The following is a 19,138-nucleotide window of genomic DNA, read 5'->3' as shown; positions in this document are numbered from 1 at the left end:
GATAATATAAAATTATCTCATCACCACTTATCCAGCGCATCTTTATCTTTCTGAAGCGCTTCTACCCAGCGGTCACCTGACTCAATGGTTTCTTTTTTCCAGAACGGTGCCCGGTTTTTCAGGAAATCCATAATAAAATGGCAGGCTTCAAACGCAGCCTCTCGATGGCTGCTGCTAACGGCAACAAATACAATCTGATCAGAAATATGTAGTTGGCCAACCCGATGAATTAAACGAACACGGTTTAACATCGGCCAGCGTTCACGAGCTTCGGCCACAATACTCTGTAGTGATTTCTCAGTCATCGCTGGGTAATGCTCCAGATATAACCCAGTGACTTCTGAGCCCTGATTCATTTCCCGTACCTGACCAACAAAAAATACAATAGCACCGTCTTCTCGGTTATTGTCACGCATAGCCTGATATTCGGCGTTGATATCAAAGTCGGCTTCCTGAACGCGGATAAAGTCATGCATAACTGGATACCTGAAAATTTAACCGCCGGTAACGGGTGGGAAAAAAGCAACTTCATCCGATGCAGTTACTTCGGTGGCTTCGTTATTAATTAACTCCTGGTTAATCGCAACCAGCGCTCTGCCGCTTTGCAATAAATCGGTATGATCTGGAAACCGGACAAGCAGCGCTTCGCGTATTTCATTAACCCGAGCAGGTAATTCGATATTCAGTTCAGTACTGTCGCAGTTTAAGCGCTCTCGCAGCTGGGCAAAAAATAACACTTTCATTGCTATTCTCCTGCCTGCCAGTGGCCGGTTTTGCCGCCTTGTTTTTCCAGCACTCTGACACTGGAAATCTCCATGCCCGGATCAACCGCTTTGCACATATCAAACAACGTAAGTGCGGTAACAGAAACCGCCGTGAGTGCTTCCATTTCAACACCAGTCTGGCCGGTTAATTTACAGAGAGACTCGATCCGCACACGGTTTTGCTCTGGCTCTGGCTGAAATTCCACTGCGACTTTGGATAACATCAGCGGGTGACACAATGGAATCAGGTTGCTGGTTTGTTTGGCGGCCTGAATACCGGCGATGCGCGCAACAGAAAATACATCACCTTTGTGATGATCTCCGGCGAGAATTTTCGCCAGAGTCTCAGCGCTCATATTGACGTAACCTTCCGCCCGAGCAACCCGGACAGTCGCTGCCTTTGCGCTAACGTCGACCATATTGGCTTCGCCATTGGCATTTACATGAGAAAATTCAGACATATTCTTTTATTCCATTCCCATCACAATTATTAACCGCGGCTTTCGCATTCAGCCGTGCTGACTTGCTTTAATTGCGGCACAAAATTACACGGGCGATGGGTGCTGTTTAACTGGGTTTTAATAATTTCATCCCAGGCAGTACGACAGGCATTGGTGGAACCCGGCATACAGAAAATAACTGTACCGTTCGATAAACCGGCAATTGCGCGGCTTTGCACGGTAGAAGTGCCAATCTGCTGGAATGAAATCTGACGGAACAGTTCGCCAAAGCCGTCGATGGTTTTATCAAACAGAGGCGTTACGGCTTCGGGGGTAGAGTCACGACCGGTAAAACCGGTGCCACCTGTTACCAAAATGGCTTGTGTGGTTTCGTCAGCGATCCAGTTAGCGATCTGAGCACGAATCTTATACACATCGTCGATTACGATTTTTTTATCGCACAGCGAGTGCCCTTCGGCCTGCAATGACTCGACCAGTAACTTGCCGCTGGTGTCGGTATCTTCGGTGCGGCTATCGGATACGGTTAAGACGGCAATGTTCAGTGCAATAAAGTCGTCGGTAAATGTTTTGGCCATGATTATGGTTCCCATTCATGTCACGTAGGAAATGAAAGAGTATTGCTTTTCTGAACAGCGACAGGATGTCGCGGTAGGATCGCCAGCACATGGATGTGCTGTCCGATCCGGTGGTGAAAAGTAATGCCCTTTTATTTCGAGGTTTTTAAGTAAAGAAAACAAGCAAAATATACCTTTAGCCGCCGCGCCGAAGGTACATCCCTGTACCTGCCGCGCTACCGCGATATCCTATCGCTGCTATAAAGGTATATTTTGCTTATTTCCCTCGGTTAATAATTTCTGAATAGCCAACCACTGTTCGGGGGTGTTGGCATTAGTCAAAAACTTCTCATCTTCGTTATACGGTATTGCCTGGCTGCCCAGCTTGGTTAATAAACCCCGGACACTCAGATTGCCATTCTTACAATTCAATTGCTGTTCAAGGTATTGAATCAACGGATCTGAAAGCGGTAAAAACAACGGCAAAAAATGACCCTGATAAAAACAGGCTGACTGATTTTCCAAACCATCATTAATCAAGGTATTCAGATTCGATGTCTGAATAAAAGGCAAATCCACTGGCAATAACAATAAATAATCACACTGATGTTTTAACACCTGAATCAGAGAATAAATGGCCCCCAACGGCCCTTTCTCTTCAACCAAATCCTGAATAAATTTACACCCCAGTTGTTGCTGCTCTTCAGAATTAAGCGCCCGGCTAATAACTGCCTGTTGAATCACGCTATCGTCGATCAACGGCTGAATAACAGAACAAGCTCGCTGTAACTGACTTTGCTGTTGATTATCCTGTAATAATGCTTTGTCGGTGCCCATTCGGCTGGATAAACCACCGGCCAGAATGGCGGCAATGATTCTGGAATTACGCGATGGCATCATCAAGAGTACTCATCAACCGTCCCTCTTAACCGCCGATCTGAGCAAAGTGCTGAATGGCACCGGTTTGCCCGTCATGCAGAAAATGGGTCGCTTTTTTATCGCGTAATAATCCCTGAATGGCAGTTTCCAGCTCGGCTTGTTTACCTTCTGCCATTAAATGACGAAGATCATAACCTTGCTCGCCAAACAGGCATAAATGCAGTTTGCCCAACGCGGTAATACGCAGGCGGTTACAACTGGAACAAAAATCTTTGCTGTACGGCATAATCAGACCAATGCTACCGCGATAATCCGGGTGATCGAACTCCTGCGCCGGGCCAGCGTCTTTATTACGGATTTTCTGCTGCCAGCCATTTGCCAATAGTTGCTGTTTAATCTGCTCACCACTGAGATGATTTTTGGCAAAATAATCCGGGTTCTGCCCGGTTTCCATCAGCTCAATAAAGCGTAAAGTGACAGGTGTCGTTTTAATCCAGTTCAGGAAACTGTTGAGCTCATTGGCGTTGTGGCTTTTCAGTAAAACTGCGTTGACTTTGACGTCTTTAAAACCCAGCTCAAACGCACGATCAATGCCAGTGAGGATTTCCTGCAGGCGATCATGGCCGGTAATGGTCTGAAAAACTTTCGGGTCTAAACTGTCGATACTGACATTTAATTGATCCAGCCCAGCAGCTTTCCAGCTGTCGATGTGCTGGTTGATTTTATAGCCGTTGGTGGTCAGCGCCACGGTTTCAATGCCTGGCGTTTGTTTCAGAGCGGCGATGATGTCAGGCAGGTCTTTGCGCAATACCGGCTCACCACCGGTGATACGAATTTTACGGGTACCATGGGCGGCAAAGGTTTGGGCTAGCTGACGGATTTCTTCCAGCGATAATGGCTCGGTTTTATCCAAACACTGATAACCATCGGGCAGGCAATAATCGCAACGAAAGTTGCAGACATCGGTAATCGACAGGCGCAGGTAGCTGAAACGCCGGCCATGCGTGTCCTGAAAGTCATCATTTAAGATGACCTGAGTGTCATAAGACTCCAGCTCCCCTGAGCCGAGCTCAGTGAGCGGAATCCGGGTATACGAATTCATCTCTCTACACCTTTCCAAATGCGGGAGGCCCGGTGGTTTCCCACAGAACCCTGGTGATGTAACGCCCAAACGGTATGTCCGGGAGCCATCACGGCTGACACGTCGTATCTGGGCTCACCAGGATGTGAGCACCAAACTTAGACGGGAAAGCTTCGGCGTTAAGGCATTATTCTAGATGAGACTGGAGCAGAAGGGAAAGGTTCAGGTGGACTCTGCTTACTCCCTCAGCTGCGCCACTTCGCAATCCAGCACCTCAGCCCAGCCGCGCAAGGTTTCGACATGCGGTTTATTGCCCAGTTTCTCGGCTTGGGCAATTGCTCCCTGGGTGACTCCCAGCTGTTGAGCCAGCTGAGCCTGCGATAAGCCGCGATACTTACGCCAGGCGGCCATTGCACTCAGGTCTTTTTCGATCATTAGCCCAACCACTTCATGGGGAATCGTGACCTTGTTGTCGGCTGCAATCAGCGCCTGATACTCCTCATAAGGTACAACTGCATACAGCGGGTTGCCCTGAGAATCACGGATCAACTGAGGCTGACTGACGTTATTACTAACCGCTGAGGTATCAATATGTTCGCTCATCTCGTTTTCTCACTTCTTGCACCGTCAGGATGCGTACACCGTTATCCAGATCAAATAAAACCCGGTAATTACCGACTCGTAGCCGGTAACCAGCTGAATGATGCTTCAGTGCTTTTACGTTAGAAGCATTGGTTGGACAATCCTTTAAGCCGTCGACAGCAGAAAAAATGGCTTTGCGCTGCTTATCTGGCTGTATCTTACGCAGTTGTTTCACTGCCGTTTTTGTCCATTCAATTGAATACATGCACCACTCCCTGGTTGAGTTTATGGTACTCATTGATGGCCAGATTTCAATAAAATATTAGTAAATTATGTTGATATGCTAATTTCTTTGGTGGGAATCCTAATTTAAGACCGGAGGCCCTGAAACATTCCATTCCCTATACCACCTTGCCCCTCCATCGCTCAGGCGCTAGCCTCTGCCCTTCCAAATCCAATAAGAAGATCTCTCATGCTGCGCTGGCTCTGGCAATTTGTTCGCCCTTATAAACTCCGTTTAACCATTGCCATCGTGGCGCTGGTCATGACCGCTGGCCTGACCTTAGGTCTGGGGCAGGGGGTACGTCTGATGGTGGATAACGGTTTTGCAGCGCAGTCGACCCAAGGGCTGGCCGATGCGCTGAGCATCTTTGGCGTATTGGTGGTGCTGGTATCCGTTGGTGCCTATTTCCGTTTCTATATGATTTCCTGGTTGGGTGAGCGAGTGGTGGCGGATATCCGTAAGCAGCTGTACCAGCACCTGGTCAGTCTGCCGCCCAGTTTTTTTGAAGATAACCTTGCCGGTGAAATCCAGAGCCGGGTAACCACCGATACCACGTTGTTGCAAACCGTGATTGGTTCTTCCTTTTCGTTTGCGTTGCGCAATTCACTGACGTTTCTCGGCGGTATTACGCTGATGTTTATCAGCAATTTAAAACTCAGTTTAATTGTTTTAATTGCTGTTCCCCTGATTGTTTTTCCGATGATTTATCTGGGTCGTAAGGTGAAAAAACTATCGCGTGACAGTCAGGATAAAATTGCCCATGTTGGTGCCTGGGCGGGTGAAAGCCTGCAGCATATTAAAGTGGTTCAGGCGTTTACCCGGGAAGATATTGTTACCCAGCAGTTCAGTGACGCTGCTGAAGGCGCGTTTGATGTAGCGCTACGCCGGATTCGCCAAAGGGCCTTTTTAATTATGCTGGTAATGATGCTGGTGATGGGGTCCGTTGCAGGCATGTTATATATCGGCGGCAGCGATGTGATTTCCGGCCAGTTATCCGGCGGTGAACTGGCAGCGTTTGTGTTTTACGCCCTTATGGTCGCAGGCTCATTAGCCGCGGTGACCGAAGTCTACGGCGAAGTACAACGTGCCGCTGGTGCAGCAGAGCGTATTCGTGAATTATTCGCCACCGAAGCCGAAATTCAATCGCCACTGTCGAATAAACCAGCGGCAGAACCTGCTCCAGCGGCTAGCGCGTCTGATTCTTTATTAAGCTTTCAGCAAGTGGGTTATCACTATCCATCCCGACCTGATCGTCAGGCGGTTTCAGATCTGACGCTGAATATTAAAGCCGGTGAGCGCATCGCTTTAGTCGGTCCATCGGGTGCGGGAAAATCCACTCTGTTTGATTTATTGCTGCGCTTTCGTGATCCGCAGCAGGGCGATATTTTATTACACGGAAAGCGTATTAAAGACTGGAATCTGCAAGCATTACGCAGCCAGTTTGCGTTAGTACCACAACAGCCGGTGTTATTCAGTGCAAACGTCTGGGATAACCTGAGGTACGGTAAGCCAAATGCCAGTGAAGCAGAAATTCTTGCTGCGGCGAAAGCAGCCCACGCCGATGAATTTATTGAGCAATTACCTGAAAAATATCAGTCATTTTTAGGTGAACAAGGCGTGAAATTATCCGGTGGGCAAAAACAGCGGTTAGCCATCGCCCGGGCGATTTTACGCGACCCGGAAATTTTATTACTTGATGAAGCCACCAGTGCCCTGGATGCTCAGAGTGAACATCTGGTACAGCAGGCGCTGGATGAGCTGATGAAGGATCGCACCACCTTTATTATTGCCCACCGCTTAGCCACCGTGATGCATGTTGACCGTATTGCTGTGTTTGATCAGGGCAAGTTGGTGGCGATTGGTTCACATCAGGAATTATTAAATACCTCCCCGCTGTATAAGCGTTTGGCAGAGTTGCAGTTTAATTCTGAATCGCAGGCTAAGGCCTGCTAATAATCCACAAAATTAATGAGTGCCGGAGTCATCAAACAATCCCGGCACCGGGCTTTCTAAAATGGCTGCGATGGTACGCACAATATCCAGTTCAACACTGCGTAATTGATCATCGGCCTGTACACATGCTGCCAGTGCTTTAATAAACCGGCCTTTTACATGAGGGTAAGCCTCAGTCAGTTTCGCCAGTGCCAGATTCAACGGTTTTAACGAGGTGTTGTGTGGTTGTAACATCACCTTACCTGAGTCAAAACCGGCAACCTGAACCGCGCTGTTAAATGCGGCTTCCGCTGCGGCCTGTGAATCATGGCCATAGTGAGCAAGATACGATAATACCGTGGCAATTTCTGAGTTGAGTTTTTCAGCCTTATTGTATTTGGCTTTTATCGGTTTAACCTCGCTGAACGCAGGCTCCAGATAACGTAATACCAGCCGATATAAACACCACTCAAAAATATCAATTTCGCCATCGGCTTTAGCAAGCTGAACAATGGTGGTGCGGAATTCCTGATATTGCACCGCGGATAACTGCTTTAATGCCGGGAAGGCTTTTTCAACCAGAGGTAAGCGTTCTTTGGCATCCAGTTGTTCTGACAACGGAATCAGACGCAGCACGGTTTTAAATAAATCATCACCATGGTTCTGACGAATCTGATCTAATTGCTGGTCGTGTACCAAGCGCTCTTTCGGGGCGAGTAACAACAAGAATAATAACGCCCGGGCGCTGTAAGTTTCATGGGCAGCATCGGTGAGTTTTTGCAGTGCCTGAATTGAGAGCGCCTGATCAGAAAGTTCTTGGGCTGAGTTTTCCGTTGCTGCCGAAGCCTGAAATTCAATCGGAGCTTTTTCGGTTAATGACGCAGCGGCTGCAACCGTGGCAGCAACGGCTGTCAGTTTGTCTGTGCCAGTAATGGTGTTGGTACTGGAGTTGTCGGCTGAAACAAACTGTGGAGATTCCTGCTCTGCTTGCTGCCGGGTTTGAGGCGCCAGGTATTGACCGTTCCAGTGTTTATCGACACGCTGAATACGCTCATCAATGGGCGGGTGAGTCTGAAACCAGCCAAAGCGAAAAGGTAATGCCTGACCAAAAAATAAATGGGAAGTTTCATCACGCTCCGGTGAAGAAATCTCGCTGCCAGCACCATAACCAATCACTTTTAGTGCGCCGCTGATGCTATCTGGGTTACGGGTAAATTGTACTGCTGAGGCATCGGCTAAAAATTCGCGCTGGCGTGATACTGCGGATTTAATGAGATTGCCAAAAAATACCCCGCCATAACCAATCACCATTAAACCACCACCAATGGCGATTAATGGCAGTGGGTTGTTTTTATTATTGCTGGAACGGTATCGGCCACCACGTAGCGCCGCTTCAAATAAAAAACGGCCAATCATACCGATAAATAAAATGCCAAATAAAATCGCCATTAAGCGAATATTTAAGCGCATATCGCCATTAAAAATATGGCTGAATTCATGGGCAATAACGCCTTGTAACTGGTCTCGGGTTAGCTGCTCCATACAGCCTTTGGTCACACCGATTACCGCATCCGATGGCTGATAACCAGCAGCAAAAGCGTTAATGCTGTTGTCGGCCAGTACATAGACGGGCGGCACTGGCATACCGGAGGCAATCGCCATTTCTTCCACCACATTTAATAAGCGCTTTTCATAGAAGTTTTTACTGTCTGGGTTTAACAGGCGACCGCCTAAGGATTCCGCCACGGTTTTACCACCACCTCTCAGCATCAGCCACTTAACCAGGCTGGCGACACCAATCACGATCAGAACACCCAGTGTAATTAAGGCCCATTGTTCAATGGTGACATAATCTAAAATGGTGGGAGTGGCGGGCATGCCTGTGGTGGGGTCATCCGCCAGATTAACCACATCCTGATATTGACCAATCAGCTGTTCGTCGCCATACCAGAGCACGGTTGCCACCAGTAAATTTAATAAAACAATCAGGGTAATCACGGCCAGCGCAAAAAGCATTACCAGTTGGCCGGTACGCTTTCGGGCCTGATCCTGATGGCTGAAAAAATCCATAAAAGACCCTTTCGCTAAAAAGCATAAAAAATTCCCGGTAAAAACCGGGAATATAAAAATTAAAACGAGACTTTGGGCGCGGCCTGAATTTGTGCGCTGTCTTCAAATTCTAATAATTCGGCATCGCTTGAGTGGCCAAAAGTATTAGCAAAAAAGACCGGAGGGAATGACTGACGATAGGTATTGTAAGCCGTAACCGCGTCATTAAAGGCCTGGCGTGCAAAGGCAATCTTATTTTCGGTGCTGCTCAGTTCTTCTGAAACCTGCATCATATTCTGGTTTGCTTTTAAGTCCGGGTAAGCTTCCATGGTGACATTTAAGCGTCCCATGGCATTGGCCAGCATACCTTCAGCACCTGCTAATTGTTTCATGGCATCCGCCGCACCGGGATGTTGTGCTGCGGCCTTTAAGCCAGCGGCTGCTTCGTTACGTGCAGCGACTACGGCTTCCAGTGTTTCACTTTCGTGCTTCAGATACGCCTTTGCGGTTTCTACCAAGTTGGGAATCAGGTCATAACGACGCTTTAACTGAACTTCAATTTGTGAAAAGCCATTTTCGTAGCGGTTTTTTAACATCACCAGTTTGTTATAAATGCCAATCACATAAATGATGATTAACGCGATAATAACCAGTGTGACGATTGTGCTGATATCCATAGCCTGTGTCCTGATGTTAGTTGCTGTTATTTAACCCAATTGCCATTGGCATCCTGATAAGCCTGGCCTGCTGCTTTGGCTTTGGAGGTCAGTTTTTCACCGGCAATTTTTTCAATATTAGCCAGCTGGGTATTCTGCTTGTTGGCAATTTGCTGATATTTGGCTTTGCGCTTGTTATTGATTTCAGCAATTAAAGCCGCCGCATCGGTATTGCTGCTGACTAATAATCCCAGATAGCCATTGCTTTTTTCGCCTACCAGTTTCTGGCTTTTGGCAGCACCCAGATCTAGTGCCCAGGCCGACAATGAAAACAGCATGGCGCTCAGTAATACAGTCAATTTTTTCATGGTGATATTCCTTATGCTGTGATCAGAACAAATCGTCTTCAGATTCAAACAGGTTTTCCAGGTCTTTCTCGACCTTAACCCGTACCTCATGTTCGATTTTTACGTTGAGGTTAATGGTGATTGGCTTTTCCGGAGCGGCTACTTTGAGGGTGCAGCCAGACATTGCTACAAACAGCGGCAATAAAAACGCCAGACCAATTATTTGCATGTAGGATTTCATAGATCGTTTCCTGTGATGAATCAGATTACTCTAACGTGGTGCGGTTGTTTCTAACAAGCCTTAAGGAAAATAGTTGGGCTTTTCGTCAATGCCCAATACCTCGCGGCGGATCAGATCCAGCGCGGCATGCGCGACAAAATGCTGAAAGCGCTTTCTTTCAAATGGTAAAAACAGTTTTACCGTTTTCAGCTTGCTGGTATTAGCACTGGTGTCAGCGCGGCCCCAGGCCAGCCATACCGTGCCTACCGGCTTGTCGTCACTGCCACCACCTGGCCCGGCAATGCCACTCACCGCAACGGCCCAGTCACTGTTGCTGTTGGTCAGGGCACCACGGGCCATTTCCACAACAACAGCCTCTGATACCGCGCCATGTTTATCTAAGGTGGACCCTTGTACACCAATCATCTGTTGTTTCATGTCATTGGAGTAGGTGACAAAACCCGCACCAAATACCGCTGACGAGCCAGCAATGGCGGTGATACGCGAAGCAATTAAACCACCGGTGCAGGATTCTGCGGTGGTGATGGTTTGCTGACGGCTTGCCAGTTGTTCAACCAATAGCTGAGCTAACTGAACCGAACCGTCGCCAATCACGTGAGCGCCTAATACCTGCTTTACCCGCTGTGCCAGATCGTCGAGCTTATTTTCGGCGGCCTGTGTGCGGGCGGTGAGTTTAACCTCAACCTGAGCACTGGCGGCACGAAAGCCCAACTCCACATCCTCTGGCCAATCAGTAATGTGTTTACGCAATTTTAATTGCAGTGAGGACTCACCCATGCCAAACACCTGCAGGCGTTTGGTGGAGTGTGGCTCAATGGTGGTGAACTGCTGCTGAATGGCAGGCAGAATCGCCAGCTCGGTCATGGCTTTGAGTTCGTGTGGTACACCGGGGGTGAAAAACATCAGGCATTGATTGTGTTCACAATAAAACCCCGGGGCACTGCCACGGGTGTTTTCAATAATGTTCACCCCTTTGGGTAACAGCGCTTGTTTCTGATTCGCCGGGTTCATGGGGTAATTGCGTTGGGTGCACCATTGTTCGATCTGTGCCAGTGCAACCGGGTTTTCTTCCAGCTCAACGCCCAGTACTTCGGCTAAGGCCTGCGCGGTTTTATCGTCTTCGGTTGGCCCCAGGCCACCGTTGACAATCAGAACATCGGCGGCGGCTGACAGGGCGTCCATTTCACTGACCAAATCTTCCAGCGCATCGCCTACCGTTACTTTTTTGCCGGGTCGTAGCCCCAGTGTGGCTAACTGATCGGCCAGCATGGCGCTATTGCTGTCGACAATATCGCCGCTGAGCAGTTCGTCACCGGTGAGCAACAAGAAGACTTTGGGTTGCATATTCAGGCCTCTGTGAGGGAAGAAGAATGACATTGGATAATGGTGTTAAATACCCATTAACAGGAAATCGAGCGCAGCAATAATATCGTCCCGGTTTAATCGTAAACTGCCTTCTTTAGTGATTAAAAATGAAGACGATACCGTTGTAACCTGGTGGGTCAGTAGCGCATATGGCCGGTTGTTAATGTCTACCACGGGGCATAGGTTTTTGGGGTAAGGTCTGGTTTCTGAAGCCGGCACTATAGGAATAACCACCCGGCTGTTCAGGTCGGCCAAAAGGCCAGTTTGTATATCAACAAAATAGGGGTACGCTGCTTGGCTATCGGGGTCGTTATTGGCATACAAGTCGTATTGCTGCATTAAAACCCCCGGTGCTTATCGGCAAATAAACCGTTCGACTCCGCCAGCTGATTACATTGTTCAATGGCTTGTTGATTTTCTGCCAGCCACTCTTTGCGTTTGCTTCTCCGGACTTCATCCTCTAATGCGCTTTCTAAGGTCGCTGACAGATTCACTTTTAAGCTTTTGGCTTCGCTCAGTAAGCTGCTATTAATGCTGACATTGGTTGCTTTTTTAGGAGCCGTTTTATCAAAAACTTCGCGCATGGCAGATACCTCACATAAATAATGCGTATAGGTTATACGCATGCTATCAAGCGGCAGGAGTTGAAACAACTTGTGCCTGAAAAACTCGCTCTGATAAAGGTTAAGCCTGATACGCGGGCATGGCCTGCGTCACTTTATAAATATAGTTGCGCGCTTCCTGGTACTTTAAATTCTGGCGTAAATGCGCATACACCTGAGTGGGTGTCATGGCATTGATGCGCTTGGCCGCCGCGGATACCGAGGTATTGCCACTAAAGGCGCGGGCGACATTACCAGCGCCGGTATTATAAGCGGCAATGGTGCAGAACTGGCGGCTCCTGGGGTTGGTAATGGCTTTTAAGTAGCGGGTATCCAGCAGGTTCAGGTAAGCACACCCCAGCTCGATATTGGTTTCTGGCTGAAACAGTTCGGAACCCGATAGTAAACGCTCACGGCCGTAAGCATGTTTACTGGCATCACGACCGGCACTGCCCGGAACAATCTGCATCAGGCCAAAAGCCGGAATATGGCTGCGTGCCATTGGGTTAAACGCCGATTCGGTTTGCATAATGGCGAGTACCAATGGCACGGGGACATTCCATTTGCGGGCAGCGGCTTTTACGGTGGGCAGATACCCTTGGGCGCGTTGTGGTACGGCATTGGTATTCAGGGGAATGGTGACGGTAATCACATCGCCTTTACGAGTTGTTTCCTGCTGTTGTTTGGCTTGCTCTAATAAGCGATTGATATCCTCTGGCGCGATCTGGGTGACACTGTCGGCGGATGTGGGTGCTTGCTTACCGGCTGCATCGGCTAATACCGGGTCCTGTTGATACGACTCACCAATGGTCGCTGCGATCACCTTTTCAAATTCAGCACGGATACGCTGTTCAGATAAACGTGCACCGTCGAGGTTGGTGAACGACAGTCGCACTTCGTTGCGCTCAAAGTCGACCACACGCTTGCTGCTCAGATCCTGGTTGTATTCAACCCACTGGGTTCTGCCCGATAGCTCTGGTGATGCCCAAACGCGGCTCACCCGGCGCTGATAACTGCGATAGGCTTCAAGGTAGCGGCTGCGATAGCGCTGCCAGTCCAGTTTTAAGTTATCCACACCGGCTTGCTGCTGGCGTTTATAACGCTCAAATTCGGTTTCTGCCCGTGCCGCATTGGCGGGTAATAACAAACTGCTGGGTAGTAACAGGGCAGCGGGCAATAGTGTGAATAGCTGGCGGCGTTTCATGGTGATTTCCATAACGGGAGTCGCGGATCTTATCAGTAATATGATGACGAAAAGCTTAACCTTAGCTGACTGCGTAACGGCTGACCATGCGTGAAACCCCGTCATCATGATGACTCAGAGCAGTAAGCCGCACGAAAAGTGACCAAGTTTTGAGTTTGATCAGTGCTTTCTGGGCGATCAGAATTTAAACCCCCACAAAATGCCGTTATAATGCCCGCCGATTTTAACTTTTATTATTTTAATAAATGGGTAAGCCGTAGCGGCTTATGAGAGGACACTTCCGTGAAACAACTGAAAGCTTTGATTCTGGCTGCAGCTGCTCTGGTAGCGGCGCAAACCTTCGCTAACACCGACGCTCAGAACGATAAGATTCGTGAACGCATCAAGCCAGTTGGCGAAGTGTGTGTCGGTGCTGATTGTGGTGGCGCTGTTGTCGCTGCGTCTGGCCCACGCTCGGGTGAAGAAGTTTACAACACCGCTTGTGGCGCTTGTCACGGTGCTGGCATTCTGGGCGCACCCAAAAATGGTGATAAAGCTGCATGGGACGACCGCCTGAGCAAAGGTATGGATCAGACTCTGGCGAACGCCATCAACGGTATCAATGCTATGCCGCCAAAAGGTAACTGCGCGACCTGTTCTGATGACGAAATCCTGGGCGCCATCAAGTTTATGTCTGGTCGTTAATCGACTGCCGATATAAACGCCAGATACTAAAAAGCCGCTGCAAATGATGAGTTTGCAGCGGCTTTTTTGTGTTTGCGAACTTTAAGCTTCTATATCACGCTCGGCGCTTCTCCAGCTTGGCCTGATACTCGCCAGGATCTTTAATTGCGGTCATTTCTGCGCCAGACTGCTGTTGCTTGCGGCGGTTCGCCAGACGACCTACCCACCACCGCAGCGCCCCGGCCCGTAATGCCTGATTCCAGCAGGCGTGCTCTGTATCGGTTAAGGTTCTTACCGATTGATAGCCATCCAGCAGCGCCTGTTGCTTGTCGCCCAACCAGTTGCCTTGTTTGTCGCAGCACCAGTCGTTGGCGACGATGGCAAGATCCATCAGTAATACACCGGAGCTGGCGTGGTACAGATCAAGGATAGCGCCCACCCGATCGGCGCTTTCGCCCTCAACAAACAGGGCATTATCGTGAAATAAATCGCCATGAATCCAACCTGTTGGCAGTGATTGCCATTGAGTCTGATTCGCCTGTTGCCACTGAACTTCGGCAGCCAGCAGAGATTTCTCTGTTGTGGATAAGTCATCAGCCAGTTTATCCAGCATATTGCTGGCCCACTCCAGGCCGTGCTCATCCGGGCGGTTTTGTGGCAGATCACGCGCGGCCTGATGCAGCTCCGCTAATGCGGCGCCAATGGCGAAACAATGTGCTGCAGACGGCTGCTCAATATGGTTGCCGGGCAAGCGGTGGCACAAAATAGCGGGCTTATTTTCTAATGTGTGTAACCACTCACCTTGTTGATCATCCAGCGGCGCCGGAACCTGTAGCCCGGCTTTGCCCAGATGATGCGCCAGCGTGACCAGCTCCCGCACTTCGTCATACTGATGTTGTTCAAACAGGGTCAGAACAAACTCACCCTGGGTGGTGGTAACAAAGAAGTTGGTGTTTTCGACACCGGCTTCGATGCCTTGGTAATGTTGCAGCTCACCCAGCGGGAAACCCTGCATAAAGGTTTCGACCTGAGCCTGAGTGAGCGGAGTATATACGGACATAATATGTTTTAAGCTATTTCTGTTAACCGTTACCGAGGCAGGCAAAGCAAGGCAAATTTGATGGAGCAAGCGCAGTTTATTGAAATAAATGAGCATTGTGAGATCAAATTTAACGCAGCATTGGCAACGCAGGTAGGGGTTAAGGTTACCAACGGAAGATGACCCAGCTCGGCACCCGCATCTCCGGGTCATCTTTACGCATAAAATCACCATCCGCCTCGTGGGTTGGAATCAGGTAATACGGAGGCCCCTTCTTCGGAACCACTTTAATTTCACTGATTTTGCCGTTGATACGAAACTCGTAATAGGTGTTATCGCCATCATTACGGATGGTCACGGTTTCACCCACCGGGTCATCGGCCTGAACCAGCGAAGCGAATAAACCGGTTACCGAAATCAGGGCAACAGCCAGTGTTTTTTTAAACGCCATGGTAGAATACTCCCCTTTATTTAACTTCAGTGTATCGCGTTGCCAGAGCAAGTGCATTATCACTAAACCAGTCGCCCTAAACCAAGGATTAGATCAATATTATGTCGCAGCCCGTTATTCTTGTTGATGGTTCTTCTTACCTGTTCCGCGCCTTCCATGCGATTCCATTGCTGACCAATTCCAAAGGGCTGCACACCAATGCCATCAAAGGTGTGATCAGCATGATCAAACGCCTGCAAAAGGATTACCCAGAATCCGAAGTGGTGGTGGTGTTTGATGCCAAGGGCAAAACCTTCCGCAACGATATGTATGCCGAGTACAAGGCCAATCGTCCACCCATGCCGGAAGAGCTGCGTGAACAGATTGCACCGATTCACAACATTATCCGCGCCATGGGTTTACCACTGCTGATTATTGAAGGCGTGGAAGCGGATGATGTGATTGGTACGCTAGCGGCACAGGCGACCGCTGCCAAGCGTGATGTGATTGTTTCGACCGGCGATAAAGACATGGCACAGCTGGTGAACGAGCATGTATCTCTGATTAACACCATGACCGATACCTTTATGGATATCGACGGTGTGAAAGCCAAATTTGGCATTGGCCCGGAGCTGATTATCGACTTCCTGGCGTTGATGGGTGACAAGGTCGATAACATCCCGGGTGTGCCAAAAGTGGGCGAAAAAACCGCCGTTGGTCTGTTGGCCGGGTTAGGCAGTTTAGAAACGATTTACGACAACCTCGACGAGGTGAAGACCCTGAGCTTCCGTGGTGCCAAAACCTTAGCACCGCGTTTGGAAGAGCATAAAGAGCAGGCGTTTTTATCAAAAGAATTAGCCACCATTAAATGTGATGTGATACTGGAAAAAAACATCACAGAATTATTGGCTGAACCAGCGAATAACGATGAGCTATTAAACTTATTCCAGCAAATGGAATTTAAAGCCTGGATTGCAGAACTGTCCGGCAAAGGGGGGGCAGGCAACGGAAATGCTGATAAAACGGCGGCTTCTGTCGCGAGCGAAGCGCTGGAAGACGATGATGACTTACCTGCCAAATTAGAAGGCGAATACGAGGTTATTTTCGAGCAAACACAGCTGGATGGCTGGCTGGAAAAATTAAAAGCCTCTGAATTATTTGCCTTCGATACCGAAACCACTTCACTCAATTATAAAGACGCAGAAATTGTCGGCGTATCGTTTGCGGTAGAAGCAGGAGAAGCCGCCTATGTGCCGCTGGCTCACGATTACGAAGGCGCTCCACAACAGCTGGAACGTGATGCTGTACTCGCTCTGTTAAAACCCATTCTGGAAGATAATAACCAGAAAAAAGTTGGCCAGCATATGAAGTACGACCAACACGTGCTGGCGAATCATGGTATTCAACTACAAGGCGTTGCGTTTGATACTCAGCTGGAATCCTATGTTTTAAATTCCGTTGCTACTCGCCATGATATGGATAGCTTAGCGCTGAAATATCTGGGCCATAAATGCATCAGCTTCGAAGAAGTCGCTGGTAAAGGCGCAAAACAAAAAACCTTTAATCAGGTAGAGATTGAAGTCGCCGGGCCTTACGCCGCTGAAGACGCGGATATTACCCTGCGTTTACATCAGACCTTGTGGAAAAAATTAGAGAAAGTCGATTCGTTAAAAACCGTCTTTACCGACATCGAAATGGGTGCCATGCCGGTGTTGTGTGACATGGAAGAACTGGGTGCGTTAATTGATGCCGATTTATTGCACGAGCAAAGTGCTGAGATCGAACAAAAATTACAGCAGTTAGAACAACAAGCGCATGATGTTGCTGGTGAAGTGTTTAATCTGGCTTCGCCAAAACAACTCGGCGCTATTTTATTTGAAAAGCTGGAGTTACCCGTTCGTAAAAAAACCCCCAAAGGTGCACCGTCTACCGCCGAAGAAGTGCTGCTGGAACTGGCGGAAGAATTCGAATTACCGCGCATTATTATTGAACACCGTGGTCTGGCGAAATTAAAAAGTACCTATACCGATAAACTGCCATTAATGATGAATGCCAAAACCGGGCGAGTGCATACCTCCTATCATCAGGCAGTCGCGGCAACCGGGCGTTTATCTTCCAGTGATCCCAACCTGCAGAATATTCCGATTCGCAGTGACGAAGGCCGCCGCATTCGCCAGGCATTTGTTGCCCCTGAAGGTTATAAGCTGGTGGCCGCTGATTACAGTCAGGTTGAGCTGCGGATTATGGCGCATCTGTCGGACGACGAAGGCTTGTTAAAAGCGTTTCAGGAAGGTCGTGACGTGCACCGGGCAACTGCTGCTGAGGTGTTTGGTGTTAGCGAAGAAGACGTGACCGATAACCAACGTCGCAGCGCCAAAGCGATTAACTTTGGTTTGATTTATGGCATGTCCGCTTTTGGTCTGGCGAAACAGCTGGGTATTGGTCGTGCTGAAGCGCAGGACTACGTGAATCTGTACTTCCAGCGTTACCCGGGTGTTCAGGCGTATATGGATAACACCCGCGAAAATGCCAAAGAAAAAGGCTACGTCGAAACCATCTTTGGACGTCGTTTATATCTGCCGGATATCCGGGCGAAAAATGCACCACGCCGTCAACATGCTGAGCGTACCGCGATTAACGCACCGATGCAGGGAACCGCTGCGGATATTATTAAACGTGCCATGATTCAGGTAGCTGCTTGGTTGCCGCAATCTGGTTTTGATGCACGCCTGCTCATGCAGGTGCACGATGAATTAATTTTAGAAGTACGTGATGATCAGGCCGAAGCCTTTGCCACGGAGCTGCAACAAAAAATGCAAAACGCGGCTGAATTAAAAGTGCCTCTGTTAGTGGAAGCGGGTATTGGCGATAACTGGGATCAGGCGCACTAGTTAAAGGGCTCTGGTTCTAACGCAAAAAATATTAAGGCAGGGAAGTATTGATATGAGCAAGCTGATTTTATCTCTAGACGGTGGTGGCGTACGTGGCGCGGCCACCACCCAGTTTCTCACTCAGGTTGAGCGTGAATTAAAACGTTATAATAAAAGCCTGCGCGACGAAGTGGATTTTTTTGCTGGTACCAGTGCCGGTGGCACCATTGCATTGGCGCTGGCAACCACTGATAAATCCCTGGCAGAGATTGATGAGCTGCACGGTGACACCACTGCAAGCATTTTATTCACAAAAAACGGGGGCTTTTTCAGCCGTTTATTGCCCGGCATTTTAACACCCAGATATAAACGCTCCGGCAAACTGGAGGTGTTAAATCAGATTCTGGGCGATGCAACGCTGGGTAATGTAGCAGATAATAAAGAAGCTTTGGTCGTGACCTATGATGTGCAATCGCGCACGCCGATTGTGATTAAATCCACCGACGCGCAACATCGGGAATTACTCTGCACCCAAATTGTTGATGCCACGTCCGCAGCTCCAACCTATTTCCCAACCGCAGATCTTCATATTAAAGGCCAGGACACCTGGTCAATTGATGGTGGTGTGGTGGCGAACAACCCAACCATGTGCGCCATTGCTGAAGCACGCAAACATTTCCGCACACCGCTGGATCAAATGCGGGTTATTTCGGTGGGAACCGGCCATCGTACTCAGCCGGTTAATGGCAGAGCGTCGCAACGCTGGGGCGCAATTCAATGGGCAGTTAAAGGTCAGATACTGGATATTCTGTCGGATGAGCGCATTGTCGCGTATCAGGCACAAACCATCACCCGGCCCGGCAGTTATATCCGGGTCGACAGTGAACTATCACCACAGCCCGGAATGCCATCACCACCAGAACAGGCGCTGGATGATGTTGACCCGGATAATATCCGTCGTATTCGTGATATGGGGAAATTCTGGTTTGATCGTTATGGTGAGCAGGTGGTGTCGCTGATTTTAAATCAGTATCAGGGGCCATCATTAGGCCGGATTGATGTGCAGACAGGTTTGCCCTTAGTGATTGCTGAATAATTTAAAAATGCGCCCGTTAATAACGGGCGCATTAACTTGT

22 protein-coding genes and 1 riboswitch are annotated in these 19,138 nt (G+C 48.9%); of the genes, 4 read left to right on the top strand and 18 right to left on the bottom strand.

Going from position 1 to position 19,138, the window contains the following annotated elements:
• Positions 1-20: 20 nt before the first annotated feature.
• The 8 genes from moaE to ACO05E_RS07025 form a co-directional block, all read right to left on the bottom strand.
• Complete coding sequence (gene moaE, locus ACO05E_RS07060) at positions 21-476, bottom strand: molybdopterin synthase catalytic subunit MoaE (protein WP_419812278.1); 456 nt, start codon at positions 474-476, stop codon at positions 21-23.
• A gap of 18 nt (positions 477-494) precedes the next feature.
• The gene (locus ACO05E_RS07055; protein ID WP_419812277.1) at positions 495-743 is read right to left on the bottom strand and encodes a MoaD/ThiS family protein; all 249 of its coding nucleotides are present in this window, start codon (positions 741-743) and stop codon (positions 495-497) included.
• 2 nt (positions 744-745) lie between these two features.
• A complete protein-coding gene (moaC, locus tag ACO05E_RS07050; RefSeq protein ID WP_419812276.1) occupies positions 746-1,225 on the bottom strand; it encodes a cyclic pyranopterin monophosphate synthase MoaC in 480 nt (159 codons plus the stop codon).
• 29 nt (positions 1,226-1,254) lie between these two features.
• Positions 1,255-1,800 (bottom strand): molybdenum cofactor biosynthesis protein B, encoded by a 546-nt coding sequence (moaB, locus tag ACO05E_RS07045; protein ID WP_419812275.1) that lies wholly within the window; start codon positions 1,798-1,800, stop codon positions 1,255-1,257.
• Positions 1,801-2,037: 237 nt separating this feature from the next.
• On the bottom strand, positions 2,038-2,679 hold the full coding sequence (gene mobA, locus ACO05E_RS07040; protein ID WP_419812274.1) for a molybdenum cofactor guanylyltransferase: 642 nt from the start codon (positions 2,677-2,679) through the stop codon (positions 2,038-2,040).
• A 25-nt stretch (positions 2,680-2,704) separates the two neighbouring features.
• Entirely contained in the window at positions 2,705-3,760 is a 1,056-nt protein-coding gene (moaA, locus tag ACO05E_RS07035) for a GTP 3',8-cyclase MoaA (RefSeq protein ID WP_419812273.1), read from the bottom strand.
• Positions 3,752-3,930, bottom strand: a riboswitch (molybdenum cofactor riboswitch). Its footprint overlaps the gene before it by 9 nt.
• Positions 3,931-3,976: 46 nt before the next feature.
• Complete coding sequence (locus ACO05E_RS07030) at positions 3,977-4,342, bottom strand: helix-turn-helix domain-containing protein (RefSeq protein WP_419812272.1); 366 nt, start codon at positions 4,340-4,342, stop codon at positions 3,977-3,979.
• Positions 4,326-4,586 carry a type II toxin-antitoxin system RelE family toxin gene (locus tag ACO05E_RS07025; protein WP_419812271.1) on the bottom strand — a complete coding sequence of 87 codons (261 nt, stop codon included), beginning with the start codon at positions 4,584-4,586 and terminating at the stop codon, positions 4,326-4,328. The genes ACO05E_RS07030 and ACO05E_RS07025 overlap by 17 nt, the downstream gene beginning before the upstream one ends.
• A 207-nt stretch (positions 4,587-4,793) precedes the next feature.
• On the opposite strand from ACO05E_RS07025, the gene ACO05E_RS07020 reads away from it, so the two are divergent.
• Positions 4,794-6,557: an ABC transporter transmembrane domain-containing protein gene (locus ACO05E_RS07020; RefSeq protein ID WP_419812270.1), complete on the top strand. Its 1,764-nt coding sequence runs from the start codon at positions 4,794-4,796 to the stop codon at positions 6,555-6,557.
• Between the two features lie 12 nt (positions 6,558-6,569).
• Here the strand turns inward: ACO05E_RS07020 and ACO05E_RS07015 are convergent, their stop codons facing one another.
• The 8 genes from ACO05E_RS07015 to ACO05E_RS06980 form a co-directional block, all read right to left on the bottom strand.
• Complete coding sequence (locus ACO05E_RS07015) at positions 6,570-8,606, bottom strand: M48 family metallopeptidase (protein WP_419812269.1); 2,037 nt, start codon at positions 8,604-8,606, stop codon at positions 6,570-6,572.
• A 59-nt stretch (positions 8,607-8,665) separates the two neighbouring features.
• Positions 8,666-9,262, bottom strand: a complete 597-nt coding sequence (locus ACO05E_RS07010) for a LemA family protein (RefSeq protein WP_419812268.1) — start codon at positions 9,260-9,262, stop codon at positions 8,666-8,668.
• A gap of 26 nt (positions 9,263-9,288) precedes the next feature.
• On the bottom strand, positions 9,289-9,609 hold the full coding sequence (locus tag ACO05E_RS07005) for a YdbL family protein (protein ID WP_419812267.1): 321 nt from the start codon (positions 9,607-9,609) through the stop codon (positions 9,289-9,291).
• 22 nt (positions 9,610-9,631) lie between these two features.
• Entirely contained in the window at positions 9,632-9,829 is a 198-nt protein-coding gene (locus tag ACO05E_RS07000; protein ID WP_419812266.1) for a YnbE family lipoprotein, read from the bottom strand.
• Positions 9,830-9,889: 60 nt separating this feature from the next.
• Positions 9,890-11,173: a CinA family nicotinamide mononucleotide deamidase-related protein gene (locus ACO05E_RS06995; protein WP_419812265.1), complete on the bottom strand. Its 1,284-nt coding sequence runs from the start codon at positions 11,171-11,173 to the stop codon at positions 9,890-9,892.
• Between the two features lie 45 nt (positions 11,174-11,218).
• On the bottom strand, positions 11,219-11,533 hold the full coding sequence (locus tag ACO05E_RS06990) for a CcdB family protein (protein WP_419812264.1): 315 nt from the start codon (positions 11,531-11,533) through the stop codon (positions 11,219-11,221).
• On the bottom strand, positions 11,533-11,778 hold the full coding sequence (locus tag ACO05E_RS06985) for a type II toxin-antitoxin system CcdA family antitoxin (RefSeq protein ID WP_419812263.1): 246 nt from the start codon (positions 11,776-11,778) through the stop codon (positions 11,533-11,535). The genes ACO05E_RS06990 and ACO05E_RS06985 overlap by 1 nt, the downstream gene beginning before the upstream one ends.
• A gap of 100 nt (positions 11,779-11,878) precedes the next feature.
• On the bottom strand, positions 11,879-13,000 hold the full coding sequence (locus ACO05E_RS06980; protein WP_419812262.1) for a transglycosylase SLT domain-containing protein: 1,122 nt from the start codon (positions 12,998-13,000) through the stop codon (positions 11,879-11,881).
• Positions 13,001-13,282: 282 nt separating this feature from the next.
• Between ACO05E_RS06980 and ACO05E_RS06975 the strand changes: the two genes are divergently transcribed.
• On the top strand, positions 13,283-13,684 hold the full coding sequence (locus ACO05E_RS06975; protein WP_419812261.1) for a c-type cytochrome: 402 nt from the start codon (positions 13,283-13,285) through the stop codon (positions 13,682-13,684).
• Positions 13,685-13,778: 94 nt separating this feature from the next.
• Here ACO05E_RS06975 and ACO05E_RS06970 read toward each other — a convergent pair whose 3' ends face one another.
• Both ACO05E_RS06970 and ACO05E_RS06965 read right to left on the bottom strand, forming a co-directional pair.
• The gene (locus tag ACO05E_RS06970) at positions 13,779-14,723 is read right to left on the bottom strand and encodes a homoserine kinase (RefSeq protein WP_419812260.1); all 945 of its coding nucleotides are present in this window, start codon (positions 14,721-14,723) and stop codon (positions 13,779-13,781) included.
• Between the two features lie 145 nt (positions 14,724-14,868).
• Positions 14,869-15,153, bottom strand: coding sequence for a DUF2782 domain-containing protein (locus ACO05E_RS06965; RefSeq protein ID WP_419812259.1), 285 nt, complete (start codon positions 15,151-15,153; stop codon positions 14,869-14,871).
• A gap of 101 nt (positions 15,154-15,254) precedes the next feature.
• On the opposite strand from ACO05E_RS06965, the gene polA reads away from it, so the two are divergent.
• Positions 15,255-18,023, top strand: coding sequence for a DNA polymerase I (gene polA, locus ACO05E_RS06960; RefSeq protein WP_419812258.1), 2,769 nt, complete (start codon positions 15,255-15,257; stop codon positions 18,021-18,023).
• A gap of 52 nt (positions 18,024-18,075) precedes the next feature.
• Positions 18,076-19,098, top strand: coding sequence for a patatin-like phospholipase family protein (locus ACO05E_RS06955; protein WP_419812257.1), 1,023 nt, complete (start codon positions 18,076-18,078; stop codon positions 19,096-19,098).
• Positions 19,099-19,138 lie beyond the last annotated feature (40 nt).

This window comes from Bacterioplanoides sp. (assembly GCF_965226395.1).
Lineage (GTDB): Bacteria > Pseudomonadota > Gammaproteobacteria > Pseudomonadales > Oceanobacteraceae > Bacterioplanoides.
Note: the sequence above shows the minus strand (reverse complement) of the source record. Positions and strands in the feature narration are given on the sequence as shown.